Annotated in this window: 22 protein-coding genes; 18 read left to right on the forward strand and 4 right to left on the reverse strand. The window is 63.5% G+C overall.

All coding sequences use genetic code 11. The annotated features are described in order from the left end of the window. Positions 1–10 precede the first annotated feature (10 nt). The 10 genes from infB (at position 11) to recN (ending at position 12,380) form a co-directional block, all read left to right on the forward strand. On the forward strand, positions 11–2,617 hold the full coding sequence (gene infB / locus V2I08_RS08860; protein ID WP_349634763.1) for a translation initiation factor IF-2: 2,607 nt from the start codon (positions 11–13) through the stop codon (positions 2,615–2,617). Positions 2,618–2,664: 47 nt separating this feature from the next. After that, on the forward strand, positions 2,665–3,066 hold the full coding sequence (gene rbfA, locus V2I08_RS08865) for a 30S ribosome-binding factor RbfA (RefSeq protein WP_310222650.1): 402 nt from the start codon (positions 2,665–2,667) through the stop codon (positions 3,064–3,066). A gap of 114 nt (positions 3,067–3,180) precedes the next feature. After that, on the forward strand, positions 3,181–4,044 hold the full coding sequence (locus tag V2I08_RS08870) for an alpha/beta hydrolase family protein (protein WP_405053632.1): 864 nt from the start codon (positions 3,181–3,183) through the stop codon (positions 4,042–4,044). A 6-nt stretch (positions 4,045–4,050) separates the two neighbouring features. Next, the gene (locus tag V2I08_RS08875; protein ID WP_349634765.1) at positions 4,051–4,629 is read left to right on the forward strand and encodes a thymidine kinase; all 579 of its coding nucleotides are present in this window, start codon (positions 4,051–4,053) and stop codon (positions 4,627–4,629) included. 31 nt (positions 4,630–4,660) lie between these two features. Continuing rightward, positions 4,661–5,698 carry a tRNA pseudouridine(55) synthase TruB gene (truB, locus tag V2I08_RS08880; protein ID WP_349634766.1) on the forward strand — a complete coding sequence of 346 codons (1,038 nt, stop codon included), beginning with the start codon at positions 4,661–4,663 and terminating at the stop codon, positions 5,696–5,698. Continuing rightward, positions 5,699–5,968 carry a 30S ribosomal protein S15 gene (gene rpsO, locus V2I08_RS08885; protein WP_037473756.1) on the forward strand — a complete coding sequence of 90 codons (270 nt, stop codon included), beginning with the start codon at positions 5,699–5,701 and terminating at the stop codon, positions 5,966–5,968. It begins immediately after the preceding gene. A 252-nt stretch (positions 5,969–6,220) separates the two neighbouring features. Then, entirely contained in the window at positions 6,221–8,560 is a 2,340-nt protein-coding gene (pnp, locus tag V2I08_RS08890; protein ID WP_349634767.1) for a polyribonucleotide nucleotidyltransferase, read from the forward strand. Between the two features lie 144 nt (positions 8,561–8,704). Further along, on the forward strand, positions 8,705–9,724 hold the full coding sequence (locus V2I08_RS08895) for a histidine kinase dimerization/phosphoacceptor domain -containing protein (RefSeq protein ID WP_349634768.1): 1,020 nt from the start codon (positions 8,705–8,707) through the stop codon (positions 9,722–9,724). 56 nt (positions 9,725–9,780) lie between these two features. Continuing rightward, positions 9,781–10,569 (forward strand): outer membrane protein assembly factor BamD, encoded by a 789-nt coding sequence (locus tag V2I08_RS08900; protein ID WP_349634769.1) that lies wholly within the window; start codon positions 9,781–9,783, stop codon positions 10,567–10,569. A 146-nt stretch (positions 10,570–10,715) separates the two neighbouring features. Continuing rightward, positions 10,716–12,380: a DNA repair protein RecN gene (gene recN / locus V2I08_RS08905; protein ID WP_349634770.1), complete on the forward strand. Its 1,665-nt coding sequence runs from the start codon at positions 10,716–10,718 to the stop codon at positions 12,378–12,380. A gap of 7 nt (positions 12,381–12,387) precedes the next feature. On the opposite strand, the gene V2I08_RS08910 is transcribed toward recN, so the two are convergent. The 3 genes from V2I08_RS08910 to V2I08_RS08920 all read right to left on the reverse strand — a co-directional run bounded on the left by V2I08_RS08910 (position 12,388) and on the right by V2I08_RS08920 (position 15,821). Further along, a complete protein-coding gene (locus V2I08_RS08910) occupies positions 12,388–13,065 on the reverse strand; it encodes an alpha/beta fold hydrolase (RefSeq protein WP_349634771.1) in 678 nt (225 codons plus the stop codon). Positions 13,066–13,148: 83 nt separating this feature from the next. Then, entirely contained in the window at positions 13,149–15,467 is a 2,319-nt protein-coding gene (gene clpA / locus V2I08_RS08915; RefSeq protein ID WP_349634772.1) for an ATP-dependent Clp protease ATP-binding subunit ClpA, read from the reverse strand. A gap of 156 nt (positions 15,468–15,623) precedes the next feature. Next, positions 15,624–15,821 carry a DUF1192 domain-containing protein gene (locus tag V2I08_RS08920; protein WP_310222638.1) on the reverse strand — a complete coding sequence of 66 codons (198 nt, stop codon included), beginning with the start codon at positions 15,819–15,821 and terminating at the stop codon, positions 15,624–15,626. Between the two features lie 102 nt (positions 15,822–15,923). Between V2I08_RS08920 and V2I08_RS08925 the strand changes: the two genes are divergently transcribed. The 7 genes from V2I08_RS08925 to V2I08_RS08955 all read left to right on the forward strand — a co-directional run bounded on the left by V2I08_RS08925 (position 15,924) and on the right by V2I08_RS08955 (position 22,838). Then, positions 15,924–16,928 carry an NAD(P)H-quinone oxidoreductase gene (locus V2I08_RS08925; RefSeq protein ID WP_349634773.1) on the forward strand — a complete coding sequence of 335 codons (1,005 nt, stop codon included), beginning with the start codon at positions 15,924–15,926 and terminating at the stop codon, positions 16,926–16,928. A 414-nt stretch (positions 16,929–17,342) separates the two neighbouring features. After that, positions 17,343–18,218 (forward strand): UDP-2,3-diacylglucosamine diphosphatase, encoded by an 876-nt coding sequence (locus tag V2I08_RS08930; RefSeq protein WP_349634774.1) that lies wholly within the window; start codon positions 17,343–17,345, stop codon positions 18,216–18,218. Positions 18,219–18,231: 13 nt separating this feature from the next. Next, a complete protein-coding gene (locus V2I08_RS08935; protein ID WP_349634775.1) occupies positions 18,232–19,260 on the forward strand; it encodes a glycosyltransferase family 1 protein in 1,029 nt (342 codons plus the stop codon). A gap of 115 nt (positions 19,261–19,375) precedes the next feature. Next, complete coding sequence (locus tag V2I08_RS08940) at positions 19,376–20,059, forward strand: DUF1013 domain-containing protein (RefSeq protein WP_069064843.1); 684 nt, start codon at positions 19,376–19,378, stop codon at positions 20,057–20,059. 138 nt (positions 20,060–20,197) lie between these two features. Then, the gene (locus V2I08_RS08945) at positions 20,198–21,898 is read left to right on the forward strand and encodes a long-chain fatty acid--CoA ligase (RefSeq protein ID WP_349634776.1); all 1,701 of its coding nucleotides are present in this window, start codon (positions 20,198–20,200) and stop codon (positions 21,896–21,898) included. A 42-nt stretch (positions 21,899–21,940) separates the two neighbouring features. Continuing rightward, entirely contained in the window at positions 21,941–22,474 is a 534-nt protein-coding gene (msrA, locus tag V2I08_RS08950) for a peptide-methionine (S)-S-oxide reductase MsrA (RefSeq protein WP_349634777.1), read from the forward strand. A gap of 97 nt (positions 22,475–22,571) precedes the next feature. After that, on the forward strand, positions 22,572–22,838 hold the full coding sequence (locus V2I08_RS08955) for a hypothetical protein (RefSeq protein ID WP_349634778.1): 267 nt from the start codon (positions 22,572–22,574) through the stop codon (positions 22,836–22,838). A 222-nt stretch (positions 22,839–23,060) separates the two neighbouring features. Here V2I08_RS08955 and V2I08_RS08960 read toward each other — a convergent pair whose 3' ends face one another. Then, positions 23,061–24,017 carry an L-threonylcarbamoyladenylate synthase gene (locus V2I08_RS08960; RefSeq protein WP_349634779.1) on the reverse strand — a complete coding sequence of 319 codons (957 nt, stop codon included), beginning with the start codon at positions 24,015–24,017 and terminating at the stop codon, positions 23,061–23,063. Between the two features lie 112 nt (positions 24,018–24,129). Here V2I08_RS08960 and V2I08_RS08965 point away from each other — a divergent pair, with 112 nt between their 5' ends. Further along, positions 24,130–24,945, forward strand: coding sequence for an ATP-binding protein (locus tag V2I08_RS08965; RefSeq protein ID WP_349634780.1), 816 nt, complete (start codon positions 24,130–24,132; stop codon positions 24,943–24,945). Positions 24,946–25,032: the final 87 nt, after the last annotated feature.

Raw genomic sequence — 25,032 nt, forward strand, 5'->3', positions numbered from 1 at the left:
GTTCGATCGTATGAGTGACAGCAAGGAAGACAAGCCGGTTCTGGGCCGCAAGCCACTGGGCATCAAGCGGACCGTGGAATCCGGCCAGGTGCAGCAGCAGTTCAGCCATGGCCGCAAGAATACGGTCGTGGTGGAAGTGAAGCGGCGCCGCGTCCTGGGCAAGCCGGGCGAAAGCACCGGCGGTGCGCCCGCTGCCACGCCGCAGGCCGATCCAGCGCCGACGGCCGCCGCTGCGCCCGCCGCGCCGCGTCCGGCTGCGCCGCCTCCGCCGCGCCAGCAACAGCCGGTGCGTACCGCGCCGCCGCAGAGCCTGATGTCGCGTCAGGAATTGCAGGCCAAGCTGCTGCGTGAGGCCGAAGAAGCCCGCATGAACGCGCAGGAAGAGGCGCGCCGTCGTGAAGACGCCGCTCGCCTCGCCGCGATCGAAGCGGAAAAGCGCCGGGCCGAAGAAAATCGCCAGGCCGCCGAAACCGCCGCGTCCGCGCCAGCGGTCGAGGAAGCGCCTGCGCCCGAACCAGCGCCGGTTGCTGAAACGCCTGCCGCGCCGCAGGAAGTGGCCGCTCAGCCCGCCGAAACGCCGGTCGAGGCTGACGCTGGTGCCGCTGACGCTGCTGCGTCCACCACGGCCGCCCCGCCGCCGCCGCGCCGCTTCACCCCGGTTACCCCGGTCAAGCGTCCCGAACCAACCAAGCCGGAACGGGCGAAGAAGGGCGAGGATAATCGTCGCCAGGCTGGCAAGCTGACCGTCACCAAGGCTTTGGCCGATGACGACAGCGCGCGCGCCCGCAGTCTTGCGGCGCTCAAGCGTGCCCGTGAAAAGGAACGCCGTGCCCATTACGCCGGTGGCTCCAAGACGCGCGAGAAACAGTCGCGCGACGTGGTCGTGCCCGAAGTCATCACCGTGCAGGAACTGGCCAACCGTATGGCCGAAAAGGGCGCGGACCTGGTCAAGTCGCTGTTCAAGATGGGGCAGGCGGTCACGCTCAACCAGTCGATCGATCAGGATACCGCCGAATTGCTGGTCGAGGAATTCGGCCACCGCATCCAGCGCGTGTCGGACGCCGACATTGAAATCGGGATCGAGGGTGAGGCAGACGCGGTCGAAACGCTCAAGACCCGTGCGCCCGTGGTCACGATCATGGGCCATGTCGACCATGGCAAGACGTCGCTGCTCGACGCTCTGCGCGGCACCAGTGTCGTGTCGGGTGAAAGCGGTGGCATCACCCAGCATATCGGTGCCTATCAGGTGACTACGAAGAAGGGCGATGTCATCACTTTCCTCGACACGCCGGGCCATGAGGCTTTCTCCGAAATGCGTGCCCGCGGCGCGAACGTCACCGATATCGTCATCCTGGTGGTGGCGGCCGACGACGGGCTGATGCCGCAGACGATCGAAGCGATCAACCATACCAAGGCGGCCGGCGTGCCGATGATCGTGGCGATCAACAAGGTCGATAAGCCCGACGCGAACCCACAAAAGGTGCGTGAGCGCCTGCTGAGCGAGGAGATCGTGGTCGAGGATATGGGCGGCGACGTTCAGGACGTGGAGGTTTCGGCGCTCAAGAAGACCGGCCTTGATGAACTGATCGAAAAGATCCTGCTCCAGGCCGAACTGATGGAGTTGACCGCCAACCCCGATCGCGCGGCCGAAGGCAATGTGATCGAGGCGCAACTCGACCGGGGCCGTGGTGCGGTCGCGACCGTGCTGGTGCGCAAGGGCACGCTCAAGGTCGGTGACACCTTCGTCATCGGCGCGGAAAGCGGCAAGGTGCGCGCGCTGATCAACGACAAGGGCCAGCAGGTCAAATCGGCCGGACCATCGACCCCGGTCGAGATATTGGGCCTGTCGGGCGTGCCGATGGCAGGCGACCAGATGACGGTCGTGGAGAATGAGGCGCGTGCCCGTGAGGTCGCCGCCTATCGCCAGGAACAGATTACGCGCAAGCGGACGGCATCGGTGCCGACCAACTTCGAAAATATGTTCTCGGCGCTCAGCACCAAGGTCATCGAATATCCGGTGGTCATCCGCGGCGATGTGCAGGGATCGGTCGAAGCGATCGTCAGTGCGCTGAACCGCATTTCGACGGACGAGATCAAGGTGCGTATCCTCAGTTCCGGCGTCGGCGCGATCACCGAAAGCGATGTCACCCTGGCTTCCGCCAGCCGTGCGCCGCTGATCGGCTTCAACGTCCGTCCCAATGCCAAGGCGCGTCCGCTGGCGATCCGCGAGAAAATCTCGCTGCGCTATTATGACGTGATCTACGACCTGCTCGAAGAAGTGCGCAACGAAATGGCGGGCCAGCTCGCACCCGAACGCATCGAAACGATCGTCGGTCGCGCCGAAGTCCTGCAGGTCTTCCCGGCCGGCAAGAAGGACAAGGCGGCAGGCCTGCTCGTCATGGAAGGCATCATCCGCAAGGGGCTCAATGCGCGCCTCACCCGCGACGACGTCATCGTGTCGAAAACGGTCATCCACTCGCTGCGGCGCTTCAAGGACGATGTGTCCGAAGTCCGCGCGGGCATGGAATGTGGTGCGGTGTTGCAAGACACCAACGACATCAAGGCCGGCGACACGCTCGAACTGTTCGAGGTCGAGGAACGTGTCCGCACGTTGTGATAGGAAAGACGTGGCCCTGGTTTCGGCCGGGGCCATGAGGATGATTTATGTCCAGTCAAACTGAAGGCCCCTCCGTCCGCCTGCTTCGCGTGGGTGAACAGGTGCGCCACATTCTGTCAGAGATATTGCAACGTGGCGACGTGCATGACGACGTGCTTGCCAAGCATGTCGTCAGCGTCACGGAGGTTCGCATGTCTCCCGACCTTCGCCATGCGACTGTCTTCATCAAGCCACTGCTCGGCAAGGAAGAGGAGGCGGTGCTTAAGGCTTTGCGTACCAACACCGCTTATTTTCAGCGGGAAGTCGCCTCGCGCACGCGGCTTAAATATGCTGCCAAGATCAAGTTCCTGGCTGACGACAGTTTCGACGAAGGTAGTCACATCGACAAGTTGCTGCGCGCGCCCAAGGTGGCACAGGATCTGGTCAAGGATGACGCGGACGAGGATTGATTGCCCGCCTGACTTCGACAGGAACGGTCAGCCCCCCTTGGAAGCGTTTCTGCATCAATGCTGATTGGATAGGGGGCAAGAATGGGCAAGTGGCAATATTTGGTGTCGGGGTTGATGCTGATTGCATCGCCAGTTAGCGCCAAAGAATCGGCTATTCACCCTGCCGTCACCAGCGATCCCGCGCCGGATGCGGGACATCCCGCGGGAATGAGCGCCTTCGTCATCCCGTCGGGCGACGGCGCGATGAATGCGGTCCTCTACACTGCTGCGGGCGGAGGGCTGCATCCGACCTTGCTGCTCCTGCACGGCTTCCCCGGCAACGAGCAAAATCTGGACCTGGCCCAGGCGGCGCGCCGTGCCGGGTGGCATGTGCTGACGCTCCATTATCGCGGGTCATGGGGTAGCCCCGGCAATTTCTCCTTTGGCGGCGCATCCGATGACGCCTTCGCGGCGCTCCAATTTCTGCAACAGCCCGCCACCGTGGCGAAATATCGCATCGACACCAGCGCGATCGTGGTGGCCGGGCACAGTATGGGCGGCTTCATGGCCGCCGATGTCGCCGCCGCCGAACCGCGCGTGGCTGGCCTGTTCCTGATCGACCCATGGGACCCCGCGCAGACGGTCGCCTCGCTCGCTACCCCGGAAGGGGCGGCGGCGTGGCAGGCGGAGGTGGCCAGCGACCTGCCGCCGCTCCAAGGTGCGACCTATGACGGGCTGACCGGCGAAATCCGTGATCGCGGCGACAAGTTCGATCTTGGCCGCCGGATGGCCGCTTATGGCCGCCGCCCGCTCAGCATCATCGGCGCGGAAAAGGGCATCGGCGACCAGGCGCGCAAGGCCGCCGCCGACGCGCAGGGGGCCAATCCGCAGGCACGGCTGACCGTCTGGCCGACCGACCATAGTTTTTCCGACAGCCGGATCGCGCTCGCCGATGCGCTGGTGCGCTTCCTGTCGCGCGTCGCCCCGACCATCCGGTAAGCGACCATGGCGAAGCTTTATTTCTACTATAGCTCGATGAATGCGGGCAAATCGACGACGCTGCTGCAATCGGACTTCAACTATCGCGAACGCGGCATGGAAACGATGCTGTGGACCGCCGCGGTGGACGATCGCTATGGCCGGGGGCGGATCGTGTCGCGGATCGGGCTGGAGGCGCAGGCCCATCTGTTCGAGGCGGATACCGACATCTTCGCCGCCATCGCGGCGCGTCATCATGACACGCACCTGTCCTGCGTGCTGGTGGACGAAGCGCAATTTCTAAGCCGCGCGCAGGTCTGGGCGCTGGGTCGGGTGTGCGACGAACTGGGCGTGCCGGTGCTGTGCTATGGCCTGCGCACCGACTTCCAGGGTGAATTGTTCGACGGCAGCGCGCAATTGCTGGGGCTGGCCGACAGTCTGAGCGAGATCAAGACAGTGTGCGATTGCGGGCGCAAGGCGACCATGAACCTGCGCGTGGATGGGGAGGGGCGGCCGATCCGGCGCGGCGAACAGACGCAAATTGGCGGCAATGATCGCTATGTCGCCCTGTGCCGCCGTCACTTCATGGCGCAGATGCGGGGCTGACAGCGCACGCGCTGCCCTATAGGGGCGCACAATGCACGGCTGGATCATTCTCGACAAACCTTTGGGGCTAGGCTCGACGCAGGCCGTCGCAGCGGTCAAGCGCGCCCTGCGCGACAGTGGCGCTGGCAAATGCAAGGTCGGCCATGGCGGCACACTCGATCCGCTCGCGACCGGCGTCCTGCCGATCGCGATCGGCGAAGCGACCAAGCTCGCCGGGCGGATGCTCGACAGCGACAAGATTTATGATTTCACGATTAAGTTCGGCGAGCAGACCGACACGCTCGACCTTGAGGGCAAGGTGATTGCGACCAGCGACGGCCGGCCGACATGGGCGCAGGTGGAGGCGGTGCTGCCGCGCTTCACCGGCCCGATCGAACAGGTGCCGCCCGCCTATAGCGCCATCCTGATCGACGGCCAGCGTGCTTATGATCTCGCCCGCAAGGGGGAAGAGGTCGAGATGAAGCTGCGGTCGGTTGTTGTGCATGGGCTGCATATATCCTCGCCCCGGCGGGGAGAGGATAGCGCAGCTTGCCCGCATAGCGGGCTAGCGCAGCTTGGAGAGGGGGAGGGCGCGCCAACCCCCTCTCCAATTCCGGCTAGGCAGCAAGCTGCCAAGCCTTCATATCCTCTCCCCGATGGGGAGAGGGTTTCCGAAATCACCCTCCGCGCCCATGTCTCCAAGGGCACCTATATCCGCAGCCTCGCCCGCGACATCGCGCTGGCGCTCGGCACGGTCGGCCATGTCACCATGCTCCGCCGCATCAAGGCCGGCCCGTTCACCCTCGAATCCGCAATTTCGCTGGACAAATTGCGTCATGCTGCTACCGAGCGCGGCATCGGTGGGCTTATGCTGCCGCTGACGGCGGGGCTGGACGACATCCCGGCTCTCCCCGTCTCTCCCGATCAAGCCCTTATGCTCCGCCAGGGGAAGGTATTGACCGGGATCGCCGCCACCACCGGCCTGTATCTGGCGACGCAAGGGGACATCCCCGTCGCGCTGGTGCGGTCGGATGATCAGGAGATCATCGTGGTGCGCGGTTTCAACCTGATGTCGAGGGAAGACGATTAGATGACGATTACTGCCGAGCGCAAGGAAGCGCTGATCAAGGAATATGCCCGCGCTGAGGGTGACACGGGTTCGCCAGAGGTTCAGGTTTCGATCCTGACCGAGCGGATCACTAACCTCACCGAGCATTTCAAGGGTCACCACAAGGATAATCACAGCCGTCGTGGTCTGCTGATGATGGTCAACAAGCGTCGTTCGCTGCTGGACTATCTCAAGAAGAAGGATCAGGCGCGTTACACCGACCTGATCGGCAAGCTGGGCCTGCGTAAGTAAGCCTGTTAAAAGGGACGGCCCCATTCGGGGCCGTTTCTGATTCCGGGGCAAGTCGCAATTCGGCGCTTTGTCCCGCTAATGCCACCTCCGTTCGCCCTGAGCTTGTCGAAGGGCTGTACTTTCTCAAGAGGAAAGGACGGGGCTTCGACAGGCTCAGCCCGAACGGGTTGAGGGGGCAACTATGGAGCCTTCACCGGCTCCACCAAAGGCCCCGCCCGGCAATAGGGCCGATGCGGGCGAAGGAAAAAATCTATGTTTGACGTCAAGAAAGTATCGATCGAGCTGGCCGGCAAGACGCTGACCCTCGAAACCGGCCGCATCGCGCGCCAGGCTGACGCCGCCGTGCTGGCGACCTATGGCGAAACCGTGGTGCTGTGCGCCGTGACCGCCGCCAAGAGCGTGAAGGAAGGCCAGGACTTTTTCCCGCTGACCGTTCACTATCAGGAAAAATATTCCGCCGCCGGCCGCATCCCCGGTGGCTTCTTCAAGCGTGAGCGCGGTGCGACCGAAAAGGAAACGCTGGTTTCCCGCCTGATCGACCGTCCGCTCCGCCCGCTGTTCCCCGAAGGCTTCTACAACGAAATCAACGTCATCGCTCAGGTGCTGTCGTTCGATGGCGAAAGCGAGCCGGACATGGTGGCGATGATCGCCGCGTCGGCTGCCCTGACCCTGTCGGGCGTGCCCTTCATGGGGCCGATCGGCGCCGCGCGCGTCGGTTACAAGGATGGCGAATATCAGCTCAACCCGTCGCTGGACGAAGTGAAGACCGGCGAACTCGACCTGGTCGTTGCCGCCACCTACGACGCCGTCATGATGGTCGAATCCGAAGCGAAAGAGCTGTCGGAAGAGGTCATGCTGGGCGCCGTCCTGTTCGCGCATGACGCCAGCAAGAAGATCGTCGATGCCATCATCAGCCTCGCTGAAAAGGCTGCCAAAGATCCCTGGGACATGGCCAAGAGCGATGATCTGGGCGACCTGAAGGCGAAGCTCAAGAAGCTGATCGGCAAGGACATCGCCGCCGCCTACAAGCTGACCGACAAGTCGGCGCGCTCGAACGCGCTGAACGAAGCCCGCGCCAAGGCGAAGGCGCAGTTGGCCGCCGACGGCCTCGATGCTCAGACCGTGATGGCCGGCATCAAGCTGACCAAGAAGCTGGAAGCGGAAATCGTGCGCGGCGCGATCCTCAAGGACGGCAAGCGCATCGACGGTCGCACCACCACGCAGATCCGCCCGATCGAAGCAATGGTCGGCTTCCTGCCCCGCACCCATGGTTCGGCCCTGTTCACGCGCGGCGAAACCCAGTCGATCTGCACCACGACGCTGGGCACCAAGGACGCCGAGCAGATGATCGACGGCCTGACCGGCCTGCATTATGAAAACTTCATGCTGCACTATAACTTCCCGCCCTATTCGGTCGGTGAAGTCGGTCGCTTCGGCGCGCCGGGTCGTCGCGAAGTGGGTCATGGCAAGCTCGCATGGCGTGCGCTGCACCCCGTGCTGCCGAGCAAGGACGAGTTTCCCTACACGATCCGTGTTCTGTCCGACATCACCGAATCGAACGGTTCCTCTTCGATGGCGACCGTCTGCGGCGGTTCGCTCTCGATGATGGACGCCGGTGTGCCCCTCAAGCGCCCCGTCTCCGGCATCGCCATGGGCCTGATCCTGGAAGGCAAGAATTTTGCCGTCCTGTCCGATATCCTGGGTGACGAAGATCATCTGGGCGACATGGACTTCAAGGTTGCCGGTACGTCGCAAGGCATCACCACGATGCAGATGGACATCAAGATTGCGGGCATCACCCGCGAAATCTTCGAAGCCGCTCTGCATCAGGCCAAGGAAGGCCGCGCGCACATCCTGGGCGAAATGGCCAAGGCGCTCGACAGCACACGCAGCGAATTGTCGGCCCATGCCCCGCGCATCGAGACGCTGCAGATCGACAAGTCGAAGATCCGCGAAGTCATCGGCACCGGCGGCAAGGTCATCCGTGAGATCGTCGCGGAAACCGGCGCGAAGGTCGACATCGACGACGAAGGCCTGATCAAGATCAGCTCGTCCGACCCGGCGCAGATCGAGGCCGCGCGCAAGTGGATCCTCGGCATCACGCAGGAAGCGGAAGTCGGCAAGATCTACGACGGCAAGGTCGTCAACATCGTCGACTTCGGTGCCTTCGTGAACTTCATGGGTGGCAAGGACGGTCTCGTCCACGTCTCCGAAATGAAGAATGAGCGCGTCGAAAAGCCGACCGACGTCGTGTCGGAAGGCCAGGAAGTGAAGGTCAAGGTTCTCGAAATCGATCCGCGTGGCAAGGTTCGCCTGTCGATGCGCGTCGTCGATCAGGAAACCGGCGAAGAGCTGGAGGATACCCGTCCTGCCCGTGAAGCGCGCGAACCCCGCGCCGGTGGCGACCGTGGTGAAGGCCGTGGCGATCGTGGCCGTGGCCCGCGCCGTGACGGCGGCGGTGGCCGTGGTGGGGAACGTAGCGAAGGTCGTGGCGATCGTGGCCCACGCCGCGACCGTGGCCCGCGCGACGACAATAATGGCAAGGATGATGGCTCGAACGCTGGCCTGCCCGATTTTCTGACGCAGGACTGATTGGCCACTCGGCCAAGCTACGGTAGAGAAAGGTGCCCGGACCAACCGGGCACCTTTTTTCATAAGTGCTTTGTCTTACTAATTTCGATCAATGCGCCTGCATGAAGTTCTGCTAGTGTAACGACATGAGTATCGGAAAATGGCATGCAGCGTAGCAACGCGCGCTTCGTAGAGCGGCTGCCGCTCGTACTCGATCATCCCGCCTATGCTTATGGATTGACGCTGTTTTTTTTCGCGGCCGCGATGCTGCTGCGTTTCGCCGCGGAGCCATTTTTGCCTGACGGCTACCCCTTCGTCACATTCTTTCCGGCCGTCATCCTTGCGTCGTTCCTGTTCGGCGTGCGGCCAGGCATTTTCGCTGCGATCCTTTGCGCGGCCGCATCCTGGTATTTCTTCATCGCCCCCCGCAACAGTTTCGTCCTGAATCCGGGCGTGGCGACAGCCATGATCTTTTACGTCGGCGTCGTGACGGTGGATATCCTTCTCATTCACTTCATGCAGCGCGCCAATTTCAATCTCGCGATCGAACGGGAGCGTAGCGCTGCGCTGGCCGACAATCGCGAACTGCTATTCCATGAATTACAGCACCGTGTGTCCAACAATTTACAGGTCGTCGCGGCAATGCTCGCGCTTCAGCGGCGGCACGTCGATCATGATGTTGCGCGTCGTGCGCTGGATGATGCATCGGCGCGCTTGGCGCTCATCGGCCGGATTAGCCGCGCCCTTTATGACCCATCAGGCGCGGGGCAGGGGGTGCGGGCCTTCCTCAAGACATTGACCGCGGACATAGTGGAAGCGAGCGGTCGTACAGATATCGTGGCCAGCGTGGATGCGCCGGAGGAATTGCGGCTGGACCCTGGTATCAATGTCCCTTTGGCTTTGGTGGTCGCGGAAGCAGTGAGCAATGCCATCGAGCATGGCCTGCCTGATCGGCCCGGACAGATTGCGATTATGCTTGGTTACCGCGAGGATGGGTTGTGTCTGCGGGTTTCGGATGATGGCGATGGAGTGTCATCTGATTTCTCGTTGGAACAGAGTAATTCCCTAGGGCTGCGTATCGCCAATACGTTGGCGGCGCAGATGGGGGGGCGGTTCACTCTGGCACCCGGCGCAAATGGTGGTGCGATGGCACAGCTTATTTTGCCGCATAGGGCAGCCTGCTGATCTTGAAGCAATTCTGCCGCTTGGCGGCGGCGATCCGCTCGGCTATGACCCGCATCATGCTGACGAAAACACTGACGCGCATCGGCGCGGCCACCACCCCGGTCCTGCTCGCTGCCGTTCTGCTTACGGGCTGCTCGACATCGAAAAACAAGGCTGACACGCAATATGTCGCCCGCGACGTGTCGACGCTGTATAATAGCGGCAAGGAGCGGCTCGATCGCGGCCAGTATAAGCTCGCCGCCGCGCTGTTCGACGAGGTTGAGCGGCAGCACCCCTATTCGCCCTGGGCGCGCCGGGCGCAGCTCATGTCGGCGTTCAGCTATTATATGAACACCGATTATGCCGAATCCGTCTCCGCGGCGCAGCGTTTCCTGGCGATCCACACCGGCAACAAGGACGCGCCCTACGCTTATTATCTGATCGCGCTCTGCTATTATGAGCAGATCGCCGACGTCACCCGCGACCAGAAGATCACGCAGCAGGCGCTGGCGGCGCTCGGCGAACTGATCCGTCGTTATCCCGACACCCGCTATGCCGCCGATGCGCGGTTGAAGGTCGATCTGGTGAACGACCATCTGGCGGGCAAGGAAATGGAAGTCGGCCGCTTCTATCAGCGCCGTGGCCAGTGGATCGCCGCCACGCTGCGCTTCCGCACCGTCGTCGACAAATATCAGACCACGACGCACACGCCCGAAGCGCTGGAGCGTCTGGTCGAATGCTATCTCTCGCTCGGCGTCCCCGCCGAAGCGCAAAAGGCCGCCGCCGTATTGGGTGCCAACTATCCCGGCTCCAAATGGTATGAACGCTCCTACAAGCTGATGCGGCAACATGGCGGCAAGGCATAAGATTTCTTGTTCCCCTCCCGCCTGCGGGAGGGGCTAGGGGTGGGCTGCGAGCGTAGCGAGCATCCGGCCCCGGCGTTGCTATACGCCGCTGCGCGACGCGCCCACCCCCAACCCCTCCCGCAAGCGGGAGGGGAGAGTCTTCCGATTTGCTAACCGCCCTGTCTATCCGCAATGTCGTGCTGATCGAAGCGCTGGACCTGGAGTTCGGCGCGGGCCTGTCCGTGCTGACGGGCGAAACCGGCGCGGGCAAGTCCATCCTGCTCGATTCGCTGGGGCTGACGCTGGGCGCGCGGGCCGATAGCGGCCTTGTCCGCAATGGCGAGGCGCAAGCCAGCGTCATCGCGACCTTCGATCCGCCCACCGGCGACCATCGCGCCTCTGCGCTGCTGGCCGACAATGGCGTGGAGATGGAGCCGGGCGAACCGCTCATCATCCGCCGCATGGTCAAGGCCGACGGCGGCAGCCGCGCCTTCGTCAACGACCAGCCCTGCTCGGCCGCGTTGCTCCGCGAACTGGGCGGGTCGCTGGTCGAAATTCACGGCCAGCATGACGATCGCGGCCTGCTCAACGCGCGCGGCCACCGCGCCTTGCTCGACGCCTATGGCCGCTGCGATACCGGCGCGGTCGGCACGGCGCATGGCGCGTGGCGCAAGGCCGCTGCCGCGCTCGCCGAAGCCCGTGCCACGGTCGAAACTGCCGCGCGCGACCGCGACTATCTCGCCCATGCGGTCGAGGAGTTGCTCAGCTTCGCGCCCGAACCCGGCGAGGAAGCAACGCTCGCCGAGGAACGCGCGACGATGCAGAAGGGCGCGCGCCTGACCGACGATCTCACCACCATCAGCGAGTGCCTGACCGGCTCCGACGGCGGCCTCGCGCAATTGCGCCAAGCCGTCCGGCGGTTGGACCGGATCGCGGGCGAGGAACCCTTGTTGACCGCCGTGCTCGAAGCGCTCGACCGCGCGGTGGTGGAAGCGGGCGAGGCCGAGGATCGGCTGGCCGAAGCCGCCGAGGCATTGAGCTTCGATCCGGCCCGGCTCGACAGCATCGAAACCCGCCTGTTCGACCTGCGTGGCCTCGCCCGCAAGCATCAGGTGCAGCCTGATGACCTCGCCGCCCTGTGCGACGAGATGGCGGCAAAGCTGGCTGCGATCGAGGGCGGCGAAGAACATATCGCGGCGCTCGAAACGGAAGTCGCGACCAAGGCGGCCGTCTATCGCGCTGCGGCGCAGGCGCTGTCGGGCGAACGCCAGTTGGCCGCCGGTCGCCTAGACGCGGCGGTGGCGGGCGAGCTTGCGCCCTTGAAACTCGACGCCGCCCGCTTCCGCACCGTGGTCGCGCCACTGGACGAGGGGCAATGGACTGGGCAGGGCATGGACCGGGTGGAGTTCGAGATTTCGACCAACCCCGGCGCGCCCTTCGCCCCGCTGACCAAGATCGCCTCTGGCGGCGAACTGTCCCGCTTCATCCTCGCGCTCAAGGTCGCGCTGGCGGAGCAGGGCGGGGCGGACACGCTGATCTTCGACGAGATCGACCGGGGCGTCGGCGGCGCGGTGGCATCGGCTATCGGCGAACGGCTGGCGCGCCTGGCGCAAAGCAACCAGATTTTAGTCGTCACCCACAGCCCGCAGGTCGCCGCGCGCGGCGCGGGCCATCTGCTGATCGCCAAATCCAGCGACGGCACCGTCACCCGCACCGGCGTCCACGCGCTGGACGACCAGGAACGCCGCGAAGAAATCGCCCGCATGCTTTCCGGCGCGGAAATCACCGCCGAAGCCCGCGCCCAGGCGGATAGGCTGCTCGAAACGCTATAGGAGCAGATTAAGGCCGCGCGCCCCGATGGAAATGGCCGTCGCGCAGGAAATGCGCGACCTGATCAACCACCGGACGGGTGTAGATCATCGCCGTATGCGCAACGGGCAAGATCAAGTGATCAGCCTGTCCGGCCAGATGGGTGGCGGCGACGCTGACCTTGCCATCATTCGCCGCGCGGAACACAAGGCCGGGAAGCCAGGCCTGCATCGGCCTGTCGCCGGCAATGATGCCCAAGGGATAATCGACGGTGCCAAAGGCCTGCCGGACGGTAGCCTGCCGCCGGGTGCGCAATGCATCACCAGCGCGATACAGGATGGGACCATGAAGGCGCAACCGATAGAGGAGATCGGCGATCTCGCTGCCGCCACTGGGTGTCCCTAACATCACGACGCGACCGAGATTGGGCGGACGATGGCGCGCGAGATAAGCGCGCAGAACAAGGCCGCCCATCGAGTGGCCGACGCAATGGACCGGGCCAGCTTGCGCCTTGGCAAAAGGCGCGATCCGCGCATGGATATGCTCAACGATGCGATCGATCGGCCAACGCCACGAGGGATAGCCGATATTGCACACAGCAAAACCTGCTCGACGGAGACGATGGGCGAGCAACGCAGTCTGGACCGGATGGCCGCCAAAGCCGTGCAGCAATATGATCGCTTCAGGCGATGACGTGGACTGGGCCATGCTGTCGTTCCATATTGGCGCGAACAATCTAAGAAAAAGGCGACCCTCGCAGGCCGCCCTTTCCGTCGTACGTCTAAGCGCCGTTACTTCGTGCCTTCGGCCGCCTTGGCCCTGCCGCCCTTCTTGCCCTTTTTGGGGGCCGCCGGGGTGATCTCGAAGGCGAGCGCCTCATCCTTCATATGGACATGCACTTCGCCGCCATGGACCAGCTTGCCGAACAGCAGTTCCTCGGCCAGCGGCTGCTTGACCTTTTCCTGCATCAGGCGACCCATCGGGCGCGCACCATAGAGCTTGTCATAGCCCTTCTTGGTGAGCCAGGCCTTGGCCTCTTCGTCCAGTGTGATGTGGACGTCGCGGTCGGCCAGTTGCAGTTCGAGTTGCAGCACGAACTTGTCGATGACGCGGGCGACGACTTCGGGCGGCAGATAGCCAAAGGGCACGATCGCATCGAGGCGGTTGCGGAATTCCGGCGTGAAGAGCTTCTTCACCGCATCCTCCTGCACATCCTCGCGCGTCAGTTCGCCAAAGCCGATGCTTTCCTTCGCCATGTCCGACGCACCGGCATTGGTGGTCATGATGAGTATGGTGTTGCGGAAATCGACGGTCTTGCCGTGATGGTCGGTCAGGCGGCCATTATCCATCACCTGCAACAAGATGTTGAACAGGTCGGGATGCGCCTTTTCGATTTCATCGAGCAGCAGGACGCTATGCGGTTGCTGATCCACGGCATCGGTCAGCAGGCCACCCTGGTCATAGCCGACATAGCCCGGAGGCGCACCGATCAGGCGGCTGACCGAATGGCGTTCCATATATTCCGACATGTCGAACCGCTGGAGCGGGATGCCGAGCAACGTCGCGAGTTGCCGCGCCACTTCCGTCTTGCCGACGCCGGTGGGGCCGGAAAAGAGATAGTTGCCGATCGGCTTGTCGGGATCGCGCAGGCCCGCCCGCGACAGCTTGATCGCCGATGACAGCGTCTCGATCGCCTTGTCCTGGCCGAACACCACGCGCTTGAGGTCCGTCGTCAGCGATTCCAGCACGCTCTTGTCGTCGGACGACACGGTCTTGGGCGGGATGCGCGCCATGGTCGCGATGACCTGCTCGATCTCCTTGGGCGTGATTACCTTCTTGCGCTTGGACGGCACCACCAGCATCTGCATCGCGCCGACTTCGTCGATCACGTCGATCGCCTTGTCCGGCAACTTGCGGTCGTTGATGTAGCGCGCCGACAATTCCACCGCCGCCTTGATCGCGTCGGGGGTATATTTGACGTGATGATGATCCTCGAACGCGGAGCGCAGCCCTGCGAGAATCTTGATCGTGTCCTCGATCGTCGGTTCGTTGACGTCGATCTTCTGGAAGCGCCGGAGCAGCGCCCGGTCCTTCTCGAAATGGTTACGGAATTCCTTGTAGGTGGTCGATCCGATGCAACGGATCGTCCCGCCCGACAGCGCGGGCTTGAGCAAGTTCGATGCGTCCATCGCCCCGCCGCTGGTCGCGCCAGCGCCGATGACGGTGTGGATCTCATCAATGAACAGCACCGCATGGGGCAGCTTTTCCAGTTCGGTGACGACTGCCTTCAACCGCTCCTCGAAATCGCCGCGATAGCGGGTGCCCGCCAGCAGCGCGCCCATGTCGAGCGAATAGATGATCGCTTCCTTCAACACGTCGGGCACTTCGCCCTCGACGATCTTGCGCGCCAGCCCTTCGGCGATGGCGGTCTTGCCGACGCCGGGATCGCCGACATACAGCGGATTGTTCTTAGAGCGGCGGCACAGGATCTGGATCGTCCGGTCTACCTCCGACGCGCGGCCGATCAGCGGATCGACCTTGCCGCGCTCCGCTTTCTCATTGAGGTTGACGGTGAACTGATCGAGGGCGCTGTCCTTCTTTCCCTTGCCGTCCTGCACCTTCTTTTCCTCCTCGGCTGCCCCCTTGGTCTCCTGACGCTCGGGCGCGGGCGTGCCCTTGCCGACGCCATGGCTGATGAAGCTCACGGCATCGAGGCGGCTCATATCCTGCTGCTGCAGGAAATAGACGGCATAGCTTTCGCGTTCGGAAAAGAGCGCGACGAGGACATTGGCGCCCGTCACTTCATCCTTGCCGGAGGATTGCACATGGAGGATGGCGCGTTGGACCACGCGCTGGAAGCCGCTGGTGGGGGAGGGGTCGCTTGCCCCTTCGACCTTCAGGCTGTCGAGTTCGGTGTCGAGATATTGGGTGACCGCGTCGCCCAGTTCGCCGACTTCCACGCCGCACGCCTGCATCACCTTTGACGCATGTTCGTCATCAATCAGTGCCAGGAGGAGATGCTCCAGCGTGGCATATTCATGTTTGCGCTCCGATGCGTGGGTCAACGCATTGTGCAGCGTGGTTTCCAGAGCGGGCGCGAATGAAGGCATATCTGTTCTACTCCTGACCCCGATAAAGGGTGATGGTGAACCCTATGTCGGCATTGCTCGACGGTGGATCAAGGCGCAGTGCCCGTTCACCGGAATTGCCAGACTGCCCGTGCCCTAATATGCCCTTAAACGGGGCGCTTGGGGCTTGACGTGGGGTCATCGATTAAATAGCGCCTCGGCACTTGCCTTATGGTTAACAGCGCTTTGCATTTTTGCTCTGGTGCGTGCGATTTCCGCTTCCAGAGCGGATATGCGGGCTTCCAGCTCAATCACGGACAGGGGGGCTAGATCCTGTTGGATAAGCCGGGTCAGAAGATCGTCGCCCTTGCGGGGGAGGTCGTCATCCATGTCCATGGTTGCCAATGTTGACCCTGTTGCTCACGGTGTCAATATGGACGGATGCTGGATGAGGCAATTTTGATGCATCGCAGCATCTGGGGTTTTTAGGGGGAATCTATGGCGGACGTTGAGGCCTTGCCCAAGGAGATGATGGCGATAGGTATCGCCGCGCCCGGTGGTCCCGACGCGCTGGTGCCGATGCGCCGCCCTTTGCCCGTTCCCGGCGATGACGAAGTGCTGATCCGGGTCGCCGCCGCCGGCGTCAACCGGCCCGATGTGCTGCAGCGACAGGGGAAATATCCGCCACCGCCCGGCGCTTCGGACATTCCGGGGCTGGAAGTCTCCGGCACGATCGTCGCGGCCGGACGCAGTTCGGATATGCTGGTCGGGCAACGGGTTTGCGCCTTGCTGGCGGGCGGGGGCTATGCCGAATATGCGGTGGCGCCTGCGGGCCAATGCCTGCCGGTCCCGGCGGACTATGATATGGTCGAGGCAGCGGCGCTGCCCGAAACCCTCTTCACCGTGTGGACCAACCTGTTCGAGCGCGCCTATGCCGTCGGCGGCGACACCGTGCTGGTCCATGGCGGCACCAGCGGGATCGGCACGATGGCGATTCGCCTGTGCAACCTGTTCGACGTCAAGGTCATCGTGACCTGCGGGTCGGACGAGAAATGCGCGCAGGCGAAGGGCTGGGGCGCGGACGAAGCGATCAACTACCGCACCCAGGATTATGTCGCGGAGGTCCAGCGCCTCACCGGCGGGCAGGGGGTGCAGGCCGTGCTGGACATGGTCGGCGGCGACTATGTGCCGCGCAACCTCGAATGCCTGGCCGAAGACGGACGGCATGTGTCGATCGCGGTGCTGGGCGGTGCGAAGGCCAGCATCTTCATCCCGACCATCATGCAAAAGCGCCTGACCCTCACCGGCTCGACCCTGCGCGCGCGATCGGTCGGCTTCAAAAGCCTGGTCGCCGACGAACTGGTCCGCAACGTCTGGCCCTTCGTCGACGAAGGCAAGCTCCGCCCGGCGATGGACCAACGCTTCGCCCTGGCGGATGCGGCGAAGGCCCATGCGCGAATGGACGCGGGCGAGCATTTCGGGAAGATCGTGCTCGTGGTTTGAGGGGGATGAATTGAATGAGGCCGAAAGCGGTCCATCCCCACCCGCCGTCATCCTGACGAAAGTCAGGATCCATTGGCTCTCCGCTTGTGCTTCGGCACGACAGTAGAGCGAATAGATCCTGAAACAAGTTCAGGATGACGAATAGGGCGAGCGTAAAGCAAAGGCTCATCCCTCGTCATCCCCGCGAAGGCGGGGATCCATCTCCCACCATTTCCCACAGAACAGAGGTTGGGAGATGGGTTCCCGCCTTCGCGGGAATGACGGCGTAAAATGAATGTGCAGCAATCATTCAACCGCATCGACCAAGCCCAAGCCCCCGAAAACCGTAGCATTTCCGTCATATTCGGTGCGGACTTGTAACAATGGCGCGCTAAGGACTCGGTCCCAAGGATAGACGTCTTTGGGGATCGTATCATGAACGCCATTACGCGCTTGCCCTTCCTGGGTGAGATGGAACAGGGCATCGACGACCCGTTTCACATCCCGGAGCGCGACGGGCAGCGCCGCCGCTATCGCACCATCTGGATATCCGACATTCACCTCGGCACGCGCGGCTGTAACGCCAAGATGCTGATAGATTTCCTCGACAGCGTTGACAGCGATACCATCTACCTTGTCGGCGACATCATCGATGGCTGGCGGTTGAAGCGGCGCTTCTACTGGCCCCAGACGCATAATGACGTGGTGTGGCGGCTGATGAAGCGCGCCAAGCGCGGCACGCGGGTTGTCTATATTCCCGGCAATCATGACGAAATGTTCCGGCAGTTCACCGGCATGAGCTTTGGCGGCGTCGAAATCCGTCGCAAGGCGATTCACATAACCGCGGACGGGCGCAAGCTGCTGGTGCTGCATGGCGACGAGTTCGACACGATCATGCTCGCGCATCGCTGGCTCGCCTTCGTCGGCGACGCGGCCTACACGACGCTGATGCGCCTCAATGTCGTGGTCAACGCGGTGCGGCAGAGCATGGGGCTGCCCTACTGGTCGCTCAGCAAGATGGCCAAGCATAAGGTCAAAAATGCCGTGTCCTTCATTTCCCGTTTCGAGGAAGTGGTGGCGCATGAAGCCGGAACGCGCGGCGTCGACGGGGTGGTGTGCGGCCATATCCACAATGCCGAAATGCGCGAAATCGACGGCATCGACTATTATAATGATGGCGACTGGGTGGAAGGCTGCACCGCGCTGGTCGAACATGATGACGGACAGATGCAGGTGTTGCACTGGGCCGACGAGATCGCCGCCCGCACCGCCGACCAACCCGCCAAACCATCGGCGCGGATGGCGGCATAAGGGGGCAGGGGACATGCGGATAGCGATCGTCACCGATGCCTGGACGCCGCAGGTCAATGGCGTCGTCCGCACGCTGCAGACAATCCAGGTCGAACTGGAACATATGGGGCATGAGATCATGGTGATCTCGCCCGATCTCTACGGGTCCATTCCCTGTCCGACCTATCCCGAAATCCGCCTGGCCCTCGTGCGCCCCGCCGTCGTAGGCCAGGCGATCGCCGCCTTCCGCCCCGATGCGGTCCATCTCGCGACCGAAGGGCCGCTATGCGTCGCGGCGCGGCGCTGGTGCCTGCGCAGCGCTGTGCCGTTCACCACCGCCTATCACACCCATTTCCCCGATTATGTCGCCCAGCGCACCGGGCTGCCGGCGGCCTGGTTCTGGCGCTATATCCGCTGGTTCCACGGCCCGGCGCAGGCGGTGCTGGTCTCGACCAAGTCGGTGCGCGATCAGTTGCGCGCGCATGGCGTTGCCAATGTGCGCCCCTGGGGTCGGGGCGTGGACCTGACCGCCTTTACGCCCGACGCGGTGCCGCCCGCCCTCTTCGCGGACCTGCCCCGCCCGATCCAGCTCTATGTCGGCCGGGTCGCGGTGGAAAAGAATATCGAGGCCTTTCTCGCGACCGAGCATCCCGGCTCCAAGGTCATCGTCGGCGACGGCCCGACCCGCGCGGCGCTGGAGCGCGCCTATCCGCAGGCGCGCTTCCTGGGCGCGTTGTTCGGCGCGGACCTCGCCGGGGCCTATGCCGGCGCTGACGTCTTCGTCTTTCCCAGCCGCACCGACACGTTCGGCCTGGTGATGATCGAGGCGCTGGCCTGCGGCACGCCGGTTGCGGGCTATCCCGTCACCGGGCCGATCGACATCGTCACGCCCGAAACCGGCGCGCTGTCCGACGATCTGGGCACCGCCATTGCGCAGGCTCTGTCCTGCGACCGCGCGACCTGCGCCGCCTATGGCCGCAGTTTCAGTTGGGAGCGCAGCGCACGGGAGTTCCTGTCGGGCCTGCATGCTATCGACCCATTGTTGATCGACAGCGCCGCCTGACGCTTTTCCTTGCCGAACGGGGCGGGATGGACTATCTGCCAACGGTCGCGGCCGCCCTGCTTGGGCGGCCCTTATCGTTTTTACGTGCCGGAGAAGCCCCGTGTCCCAGCCTCTTATGCCCCACGCGACCGCCAGTTGGCTGATCGACAATAGCGCTCTGAGCTTCGACCAGATCGCCGAATTTTGCGGGCTGCACATCCTGGAAGTGCAGGCGATCGCCGATGACACCGCCAGCATCAAATATACCGGCCGCGATCCCGTCCGCGCCCATGAAATCACGATGGACGAAATCCACAAGGGCGAACAGAATCCCGATTATCGCCTCAAGATGCTCAAGGGACCAGAGCCGGTTCGCCGGACCAAGGGGCCACGCTACACCCCGGTCAGCAAGCGGCAGGACAAGCCCGATGGCATCGCCTGGATCTTGCGCAACCACCCCGAAATTTCGGACGGCGCGATCGGCAAGCTGATCGGCACCACCCGCACAACCATCGCCGCGATCCGCGACCGCACCCATTGGAACATCTCCAACATCACGCCCAAGGATCCGGTGACGCTGGGCCTCTGCTCGCAGCGTGAACTCGACGCGCTGGTGGCCAAGGCGGCGAAGAAGCTCGGCATCGAAGCGCCGACCGATTCGCGCCTGGATGGCGACCGCGAAGCGCTGATCGAAGAGCTGCGCCGCGAACGGAAGGACGCGTTGCAGCGCGCCGAAGACGCGCTCAAGAGCGAGACGGACCTGATTTCGAGCGTCGCCACGATCATCGATCCGTTCAGCAACAACAAGGGCGAGGTGTGATGCCGTAGCGTCACGCGGCGACCTCAGCAGGTCGTTGCAATGCAGCATTTTTTTAGGGCCGCGCCGGGCTTTCGGCGCGGCCCTTTTTGCTGTGCTTGACGCTTGCGTAAAGCGGGCGATGGCCATACACTTTGGGCCATGGAGAATATAGAAAAGCTCTGGAGAGAGAATTACCGCCACCCCGCTTTGTGGGACCAGACCTTCCCGCCATTATCGATGGGGGACATGGTCACCGACAGCGCGCTGGCTCATCCCGATGCCATCATGATTGATTTCATGGGGCGAAAATTCACCTATGCGGAGGTGTTCGGCCAGATCAAGCGCATCGCCTGCGGCCTGCAGGCGATGGGGGTGAAGAAGGGTGATCGGGTCGGCCTCTATCTGCCCAACACCCCCCATTATGTCGCGGCTTATTATGGCGCGCTGATGGCCGGTGCCATCGTCGTCAATTTCTCGCCGCTCTACACCGCCGCTGAACTCGAACATCAGGTCGAAGATAGCGGGACTAAGATCCTCTTCACTTTGTCGGCCAAGGCGCTGCTGCCGACCGCGCTCAAGGTGCTGGACCATAGCAGCCTGGAAAAGCTGGTGGTCGGTTCGGTCGCCGAGATGCTCTCGCCGGTCAAATCGCTGCTGTTCCGCTGGTTCAAGGCAGCGGAGACGGCCGCGCTGCCGCACGATCCGCGCGTGCTGCGCTATGACAAGCTGATCGCCAATCCGGGTGCTTGCGTCGTCGCGGACATCAACCCAGAACAGGACATCGCCCTGCTGCAATATACCGGCGGCACCACCGGCACGCCCAAGGGCGCAATGTTGACGCACCAGAATCTGACCGCCAATGCGCGGCAGGCGCAGGTCATCGACCCCCATGCCAACGAACCCGATCGTATCATCGCGGTGCTGCCCTTTTTCCATGTCTTCGCCAATACCTGCACATTGAACCGTACAGTGCTGAATGGCGGCGAGATGGTGATGCTGCCGCGCTTCGATGCGGCGCAGGTGCTGGCTGCCGTACAAAGGGTCAAGGCGACTTCGCTCCCCGGCGTGCCGACCATGTTCCAGGCGCTGCTCGATCATCCCGCGATCCGCAACATCGACTTTTCCTCGCTGCGCGCCTGTATTTCGGGCGGCGCGCCGCTGCCGCTGGAAGTGCGGCAACGCTTCGAGGAAGCGACCGGGGCCAAGCTGATCGAAGGCTATGGCCTCACCGAAACCAGCCCTATCGTCTGCACCAACCCCTATGAGGGGCTGAACAAGACCGGCACGGTCGGACAGCCGGTGCCGGGCACGCGCGTCAAGATCGTCGATCGCGAAGACCCGACCAAGCCGCCGCCGCCGGGCGAGCCGGGCGAATTGCTCTTCGCCGGACCGCAAGTGATGAAAGGCTATTGGAACCGCCCCGATGCCGACGCCGAAGTGTTCATGGGCGACTTCATCCGCACCGGCGATGTCGGCGAGATCGACGAGGATGGCTATGTCCGCATCGTTGACCGGTTGAAGGACATGATCTCCGTCGGCGGGTTCAAGGTCTTCCCCAGCCAGGTGGAATCGGTCCTCTATCACCACCCCGCCGTCAAGGAGGCTCTGGTGATCGGCGTGCCCGACCATTATCGCGGCGAACAGCCCAAGGCTTTCGTGACCCTCAATGACGGGTTCGAGATCGACGACGAAGCGCTCAAGGCCTGGCTCAACCCGCAACTGGGCAAGCATGAACGGGTCAAGGCGGTCGAAGTACGGCTGACCCTGCCCAAGACGCTGGTGGGCAAATTGTCGCGCAAGGAACTGGTCGCCGAAGAACGGGCGAAGGCCGCTGAACTGGTGACTGGAAGCGGTGCCTGACCCTTCCTATCTATGCCACCGAACATGGATAGGAATGACGATATGACGCAGGAAATCGCAACGCTGGCCGGTGGATGCTTCTGGTGTACCGAGGCGGTGTACCAGAATTTGAAGGGCGTCAGCAGCGTCGAAAGCGGCTATATCGGCGGCGCGCGCCTGAACCCGACCTATGAACAGGTCTGTTCGGGAACAACCGGCCATGCCGAAGCGATCCGCATCACCTTCGACCCGGCGGTCATCAGTTATGCCGACCTGCTCGACATCTTCTTTGCGACGCATAATCCGACGACGCTGAATCGGCAGGGCAATGATGTCGGGACCCAATATCGCTCCGCCATCTTCCCCCATTCGCCGGAACAGGCGGAACAGGCGCGCGCCGCCATCGACCGCGCGCAGGGCGATCAGACCGACCCGATCGTTACCACGATCGAGGATGACGCGCCCTGGTATCCGGCCGAGGATTATCACCAGAAATATTGGGAGCGGGTCGGCGAGAGCAATCCCTATTGCGTGGCCGTGATCCCGCCCAAGCTCGCGAAGCTGCGCAAGGGCTTTGCCGAGCGTATCGAGGCCTGATCACCCCAGGACGGCGCATCACCCTTTGCGCCTTACTAGGCTTGCGGCTACTGTCGGTTACGCCATGTTGGCGGTGAGCCAATTCGGGGGCTGTAAGATGACAAAGCTATTATGGATCGCCGCACCGTTGATGCTGGTCATACTGCCCGGCTGCGTGGCCAAGACCGCGCTGGATGTGGTGACTCTGCCGGTACGCGCGGGCGCGCAGGCGGCAGACTGGGCCACGACCAGCCAGGACGAATCCGACCGCAATTACGGCCGCAAGATGCGCGAGCAGGAAGCGCGCGAGGGCAAGGCCCGCAAGAAGGCGGACAAGGAACGGCGCAAACAATGCCGCGAGGCCGGCTACGATAATTGCGGCTGAAAGCTGGTTTTTTCAACACCGTTCGTCCTGAGTAGCCCCTTCGACTGCCTGCCAAGGCAGGCGCTCAGGACAGGCATTGAGCGAAGTCGGAGTCGCAGACGACCGAAGGGCAAATGGCGTACCGAAGGACTGATGCTTCGATACGGGGATTCGACAAGCTCAGCCCCTACTCAGCACGAACGGGGTTGATTCAATCTAAGATTATTATCCTATGTTTTAAGCTCACGCCGCCGCGCGTTTCAACCTGTCGTTGATCGCCGCGCCGATCCCCTCTATCGGGATGGGCGCAACCGCGATCTTCACCGCAGCACTGGCGTCCGCGATGTGCAGCGCCGCGAACAGGCTGGCGGCGGCCTCCCGCATATTGGCGTCGGGGCTGAGATTGATGTGGCAGGGCATCAGGCCAAAGCCGATCAGATATTCATCCGTCTCCGCCCGCAATGCATTCAACCGCACCGGCTTGGACGGCGCATAATGGCTCTCCAACTGGCCGGGTGCCTCGATCTTGTGCGCGCCAGTGCCGATGACAACGGGAAGCCCGCTTGCCTCCTCCAGCATCGCCGCCGTCACCGGGCCAGGGCGCAGCAGACGCACCTGGTCGGCATCCGGCGCGGCGATGGTCGATTCCACGCCTTCGCTGGTCGGCCCTTCGTCCAATATCATCCGCACCTTGCCGTTCAGGCTGGCCAGCACATGCTCGGCGCGCGTCGGGCTGATCGACCCGCTGCGATTGGCCGACGGCGCGGCGAGCGGCCGCCCGCTCTCGCGGATCAGCGCGCGCATCGCGGGATGCGCGGGCAGGCGCAGCGCGACGGTCGGCAGGCCCGCCATCACCAGCGGCGACAGCCCGCTATCCGCCCGCACTGGCAGTACCAGGGTCAGCGGCCCCGGCCAGAAACGATCGGCAAGGCGCATGGCGACCGGCGAAAAATCCGCCAGCCGCTCGGCCATCGCCCGGTCGGAGACATGAACGATCAGCGGATTGAAGCTAGGCCGACCCTTGGCGCTGTAGATCGCGGCAACGGCATGACTGTCGGTGGCATCGGCGGCCAGGCCATAGACCGTCTCGGTGGGGACCGCCACGGGTTCCCCCGCACGAATCAATAGCGCTGCCTCACGCAGCGCCTCGGCACCATAGCGGCAGGATCGAGTGGAATAGGCTGGATTGGCGATGGTCACGGTCCCCGCGATATAGACCTCAGTAAACCCAAGTAAAAGTCCATTGCGACAGGGGAATGACATATGCAGGCCTGCGCTTGCCGAAACGATTATCGCCGGTTAAGCCCAGCGCATGAATGATGCCCTCCTGATCCGCATCGCCGACGCGCTCGACCGGCTCGCCCCGCCGCCATCCGCTTGCGCCGATCTCGCCGCATCGCCCGCCTATATGTGGGACGGCCACGCTATCCAGGCGGTGGATGCCTTCACGCCGGTCGATTACGATCTGCTCACCGGAATCGACGCGCAAAAGAGTGCACTGCTCGAAAACAGTCGCCGCTTGGCCGCTGGCCATGCCGCGCATGACGTGCTGCTGTGGGGGGCACGAGGCACGGGCAAGTCGGCCGTGGTAGCGTCGGTGGTGGGCCATTTGCAAAAGGAAGGGCAGAACATCGCCCTGCTGCAATGCGCGACCGATGCGCTGGCCAGCCTGCCTGCGCTGTTCGCGCTCCTGCGCGGCACCGACCGGCCGTTCATCCTGTTCCTCGATGACCTCGGCTTCGACGAGGGCGTGGGCGACGCCCGGACCTTGCGCTCGCTGCTACAGGGCGGCACGGCGGCGCGCCCGCCGCATGTCCGCCTCTATGTCACCTCCAACCGCCGCCACATCGTCCCCCGCCACCTGTCGGAGCAGGACGACCCGATCAACCCGCGCGACGTGGTGGACGACCGGATGGCGCTGTCCGACCGCTTCGGCCTCAGCCTCGGCTTCCACGCGCTCGACCAGGACGCCTATGTGGCGATCGTGCGCGGCTATGCGGCCAAGCTGGGCGTCGCGTTCGACCCACTGGAAGCGATCCAATGGTCGACCCAGCGCGGCAGCCGGTCAGGCCGCGTCGCCTGGCAATATGTGGTCGAATTGGCGGGGCGGCACGGCCTGACAGTCTAACGACAAAACTATCCTCCCCTGGCAGGGGAGGTGGCTGGCCGCAGGCCAGACGGAGGGGTGTCGCCCTCACGATAGCATGACACCCCT

The sequence above is a fragment of the Sphingobium sp. MK2 genome, from assembly GCF_040170545.1.
Taxonomy (GTDB): domain Bacteria; phylum Pseudomonadota; class Alphaproteobacteria; order Sphingomonadales; family Sphingomonadaceae; genus Sphingobium.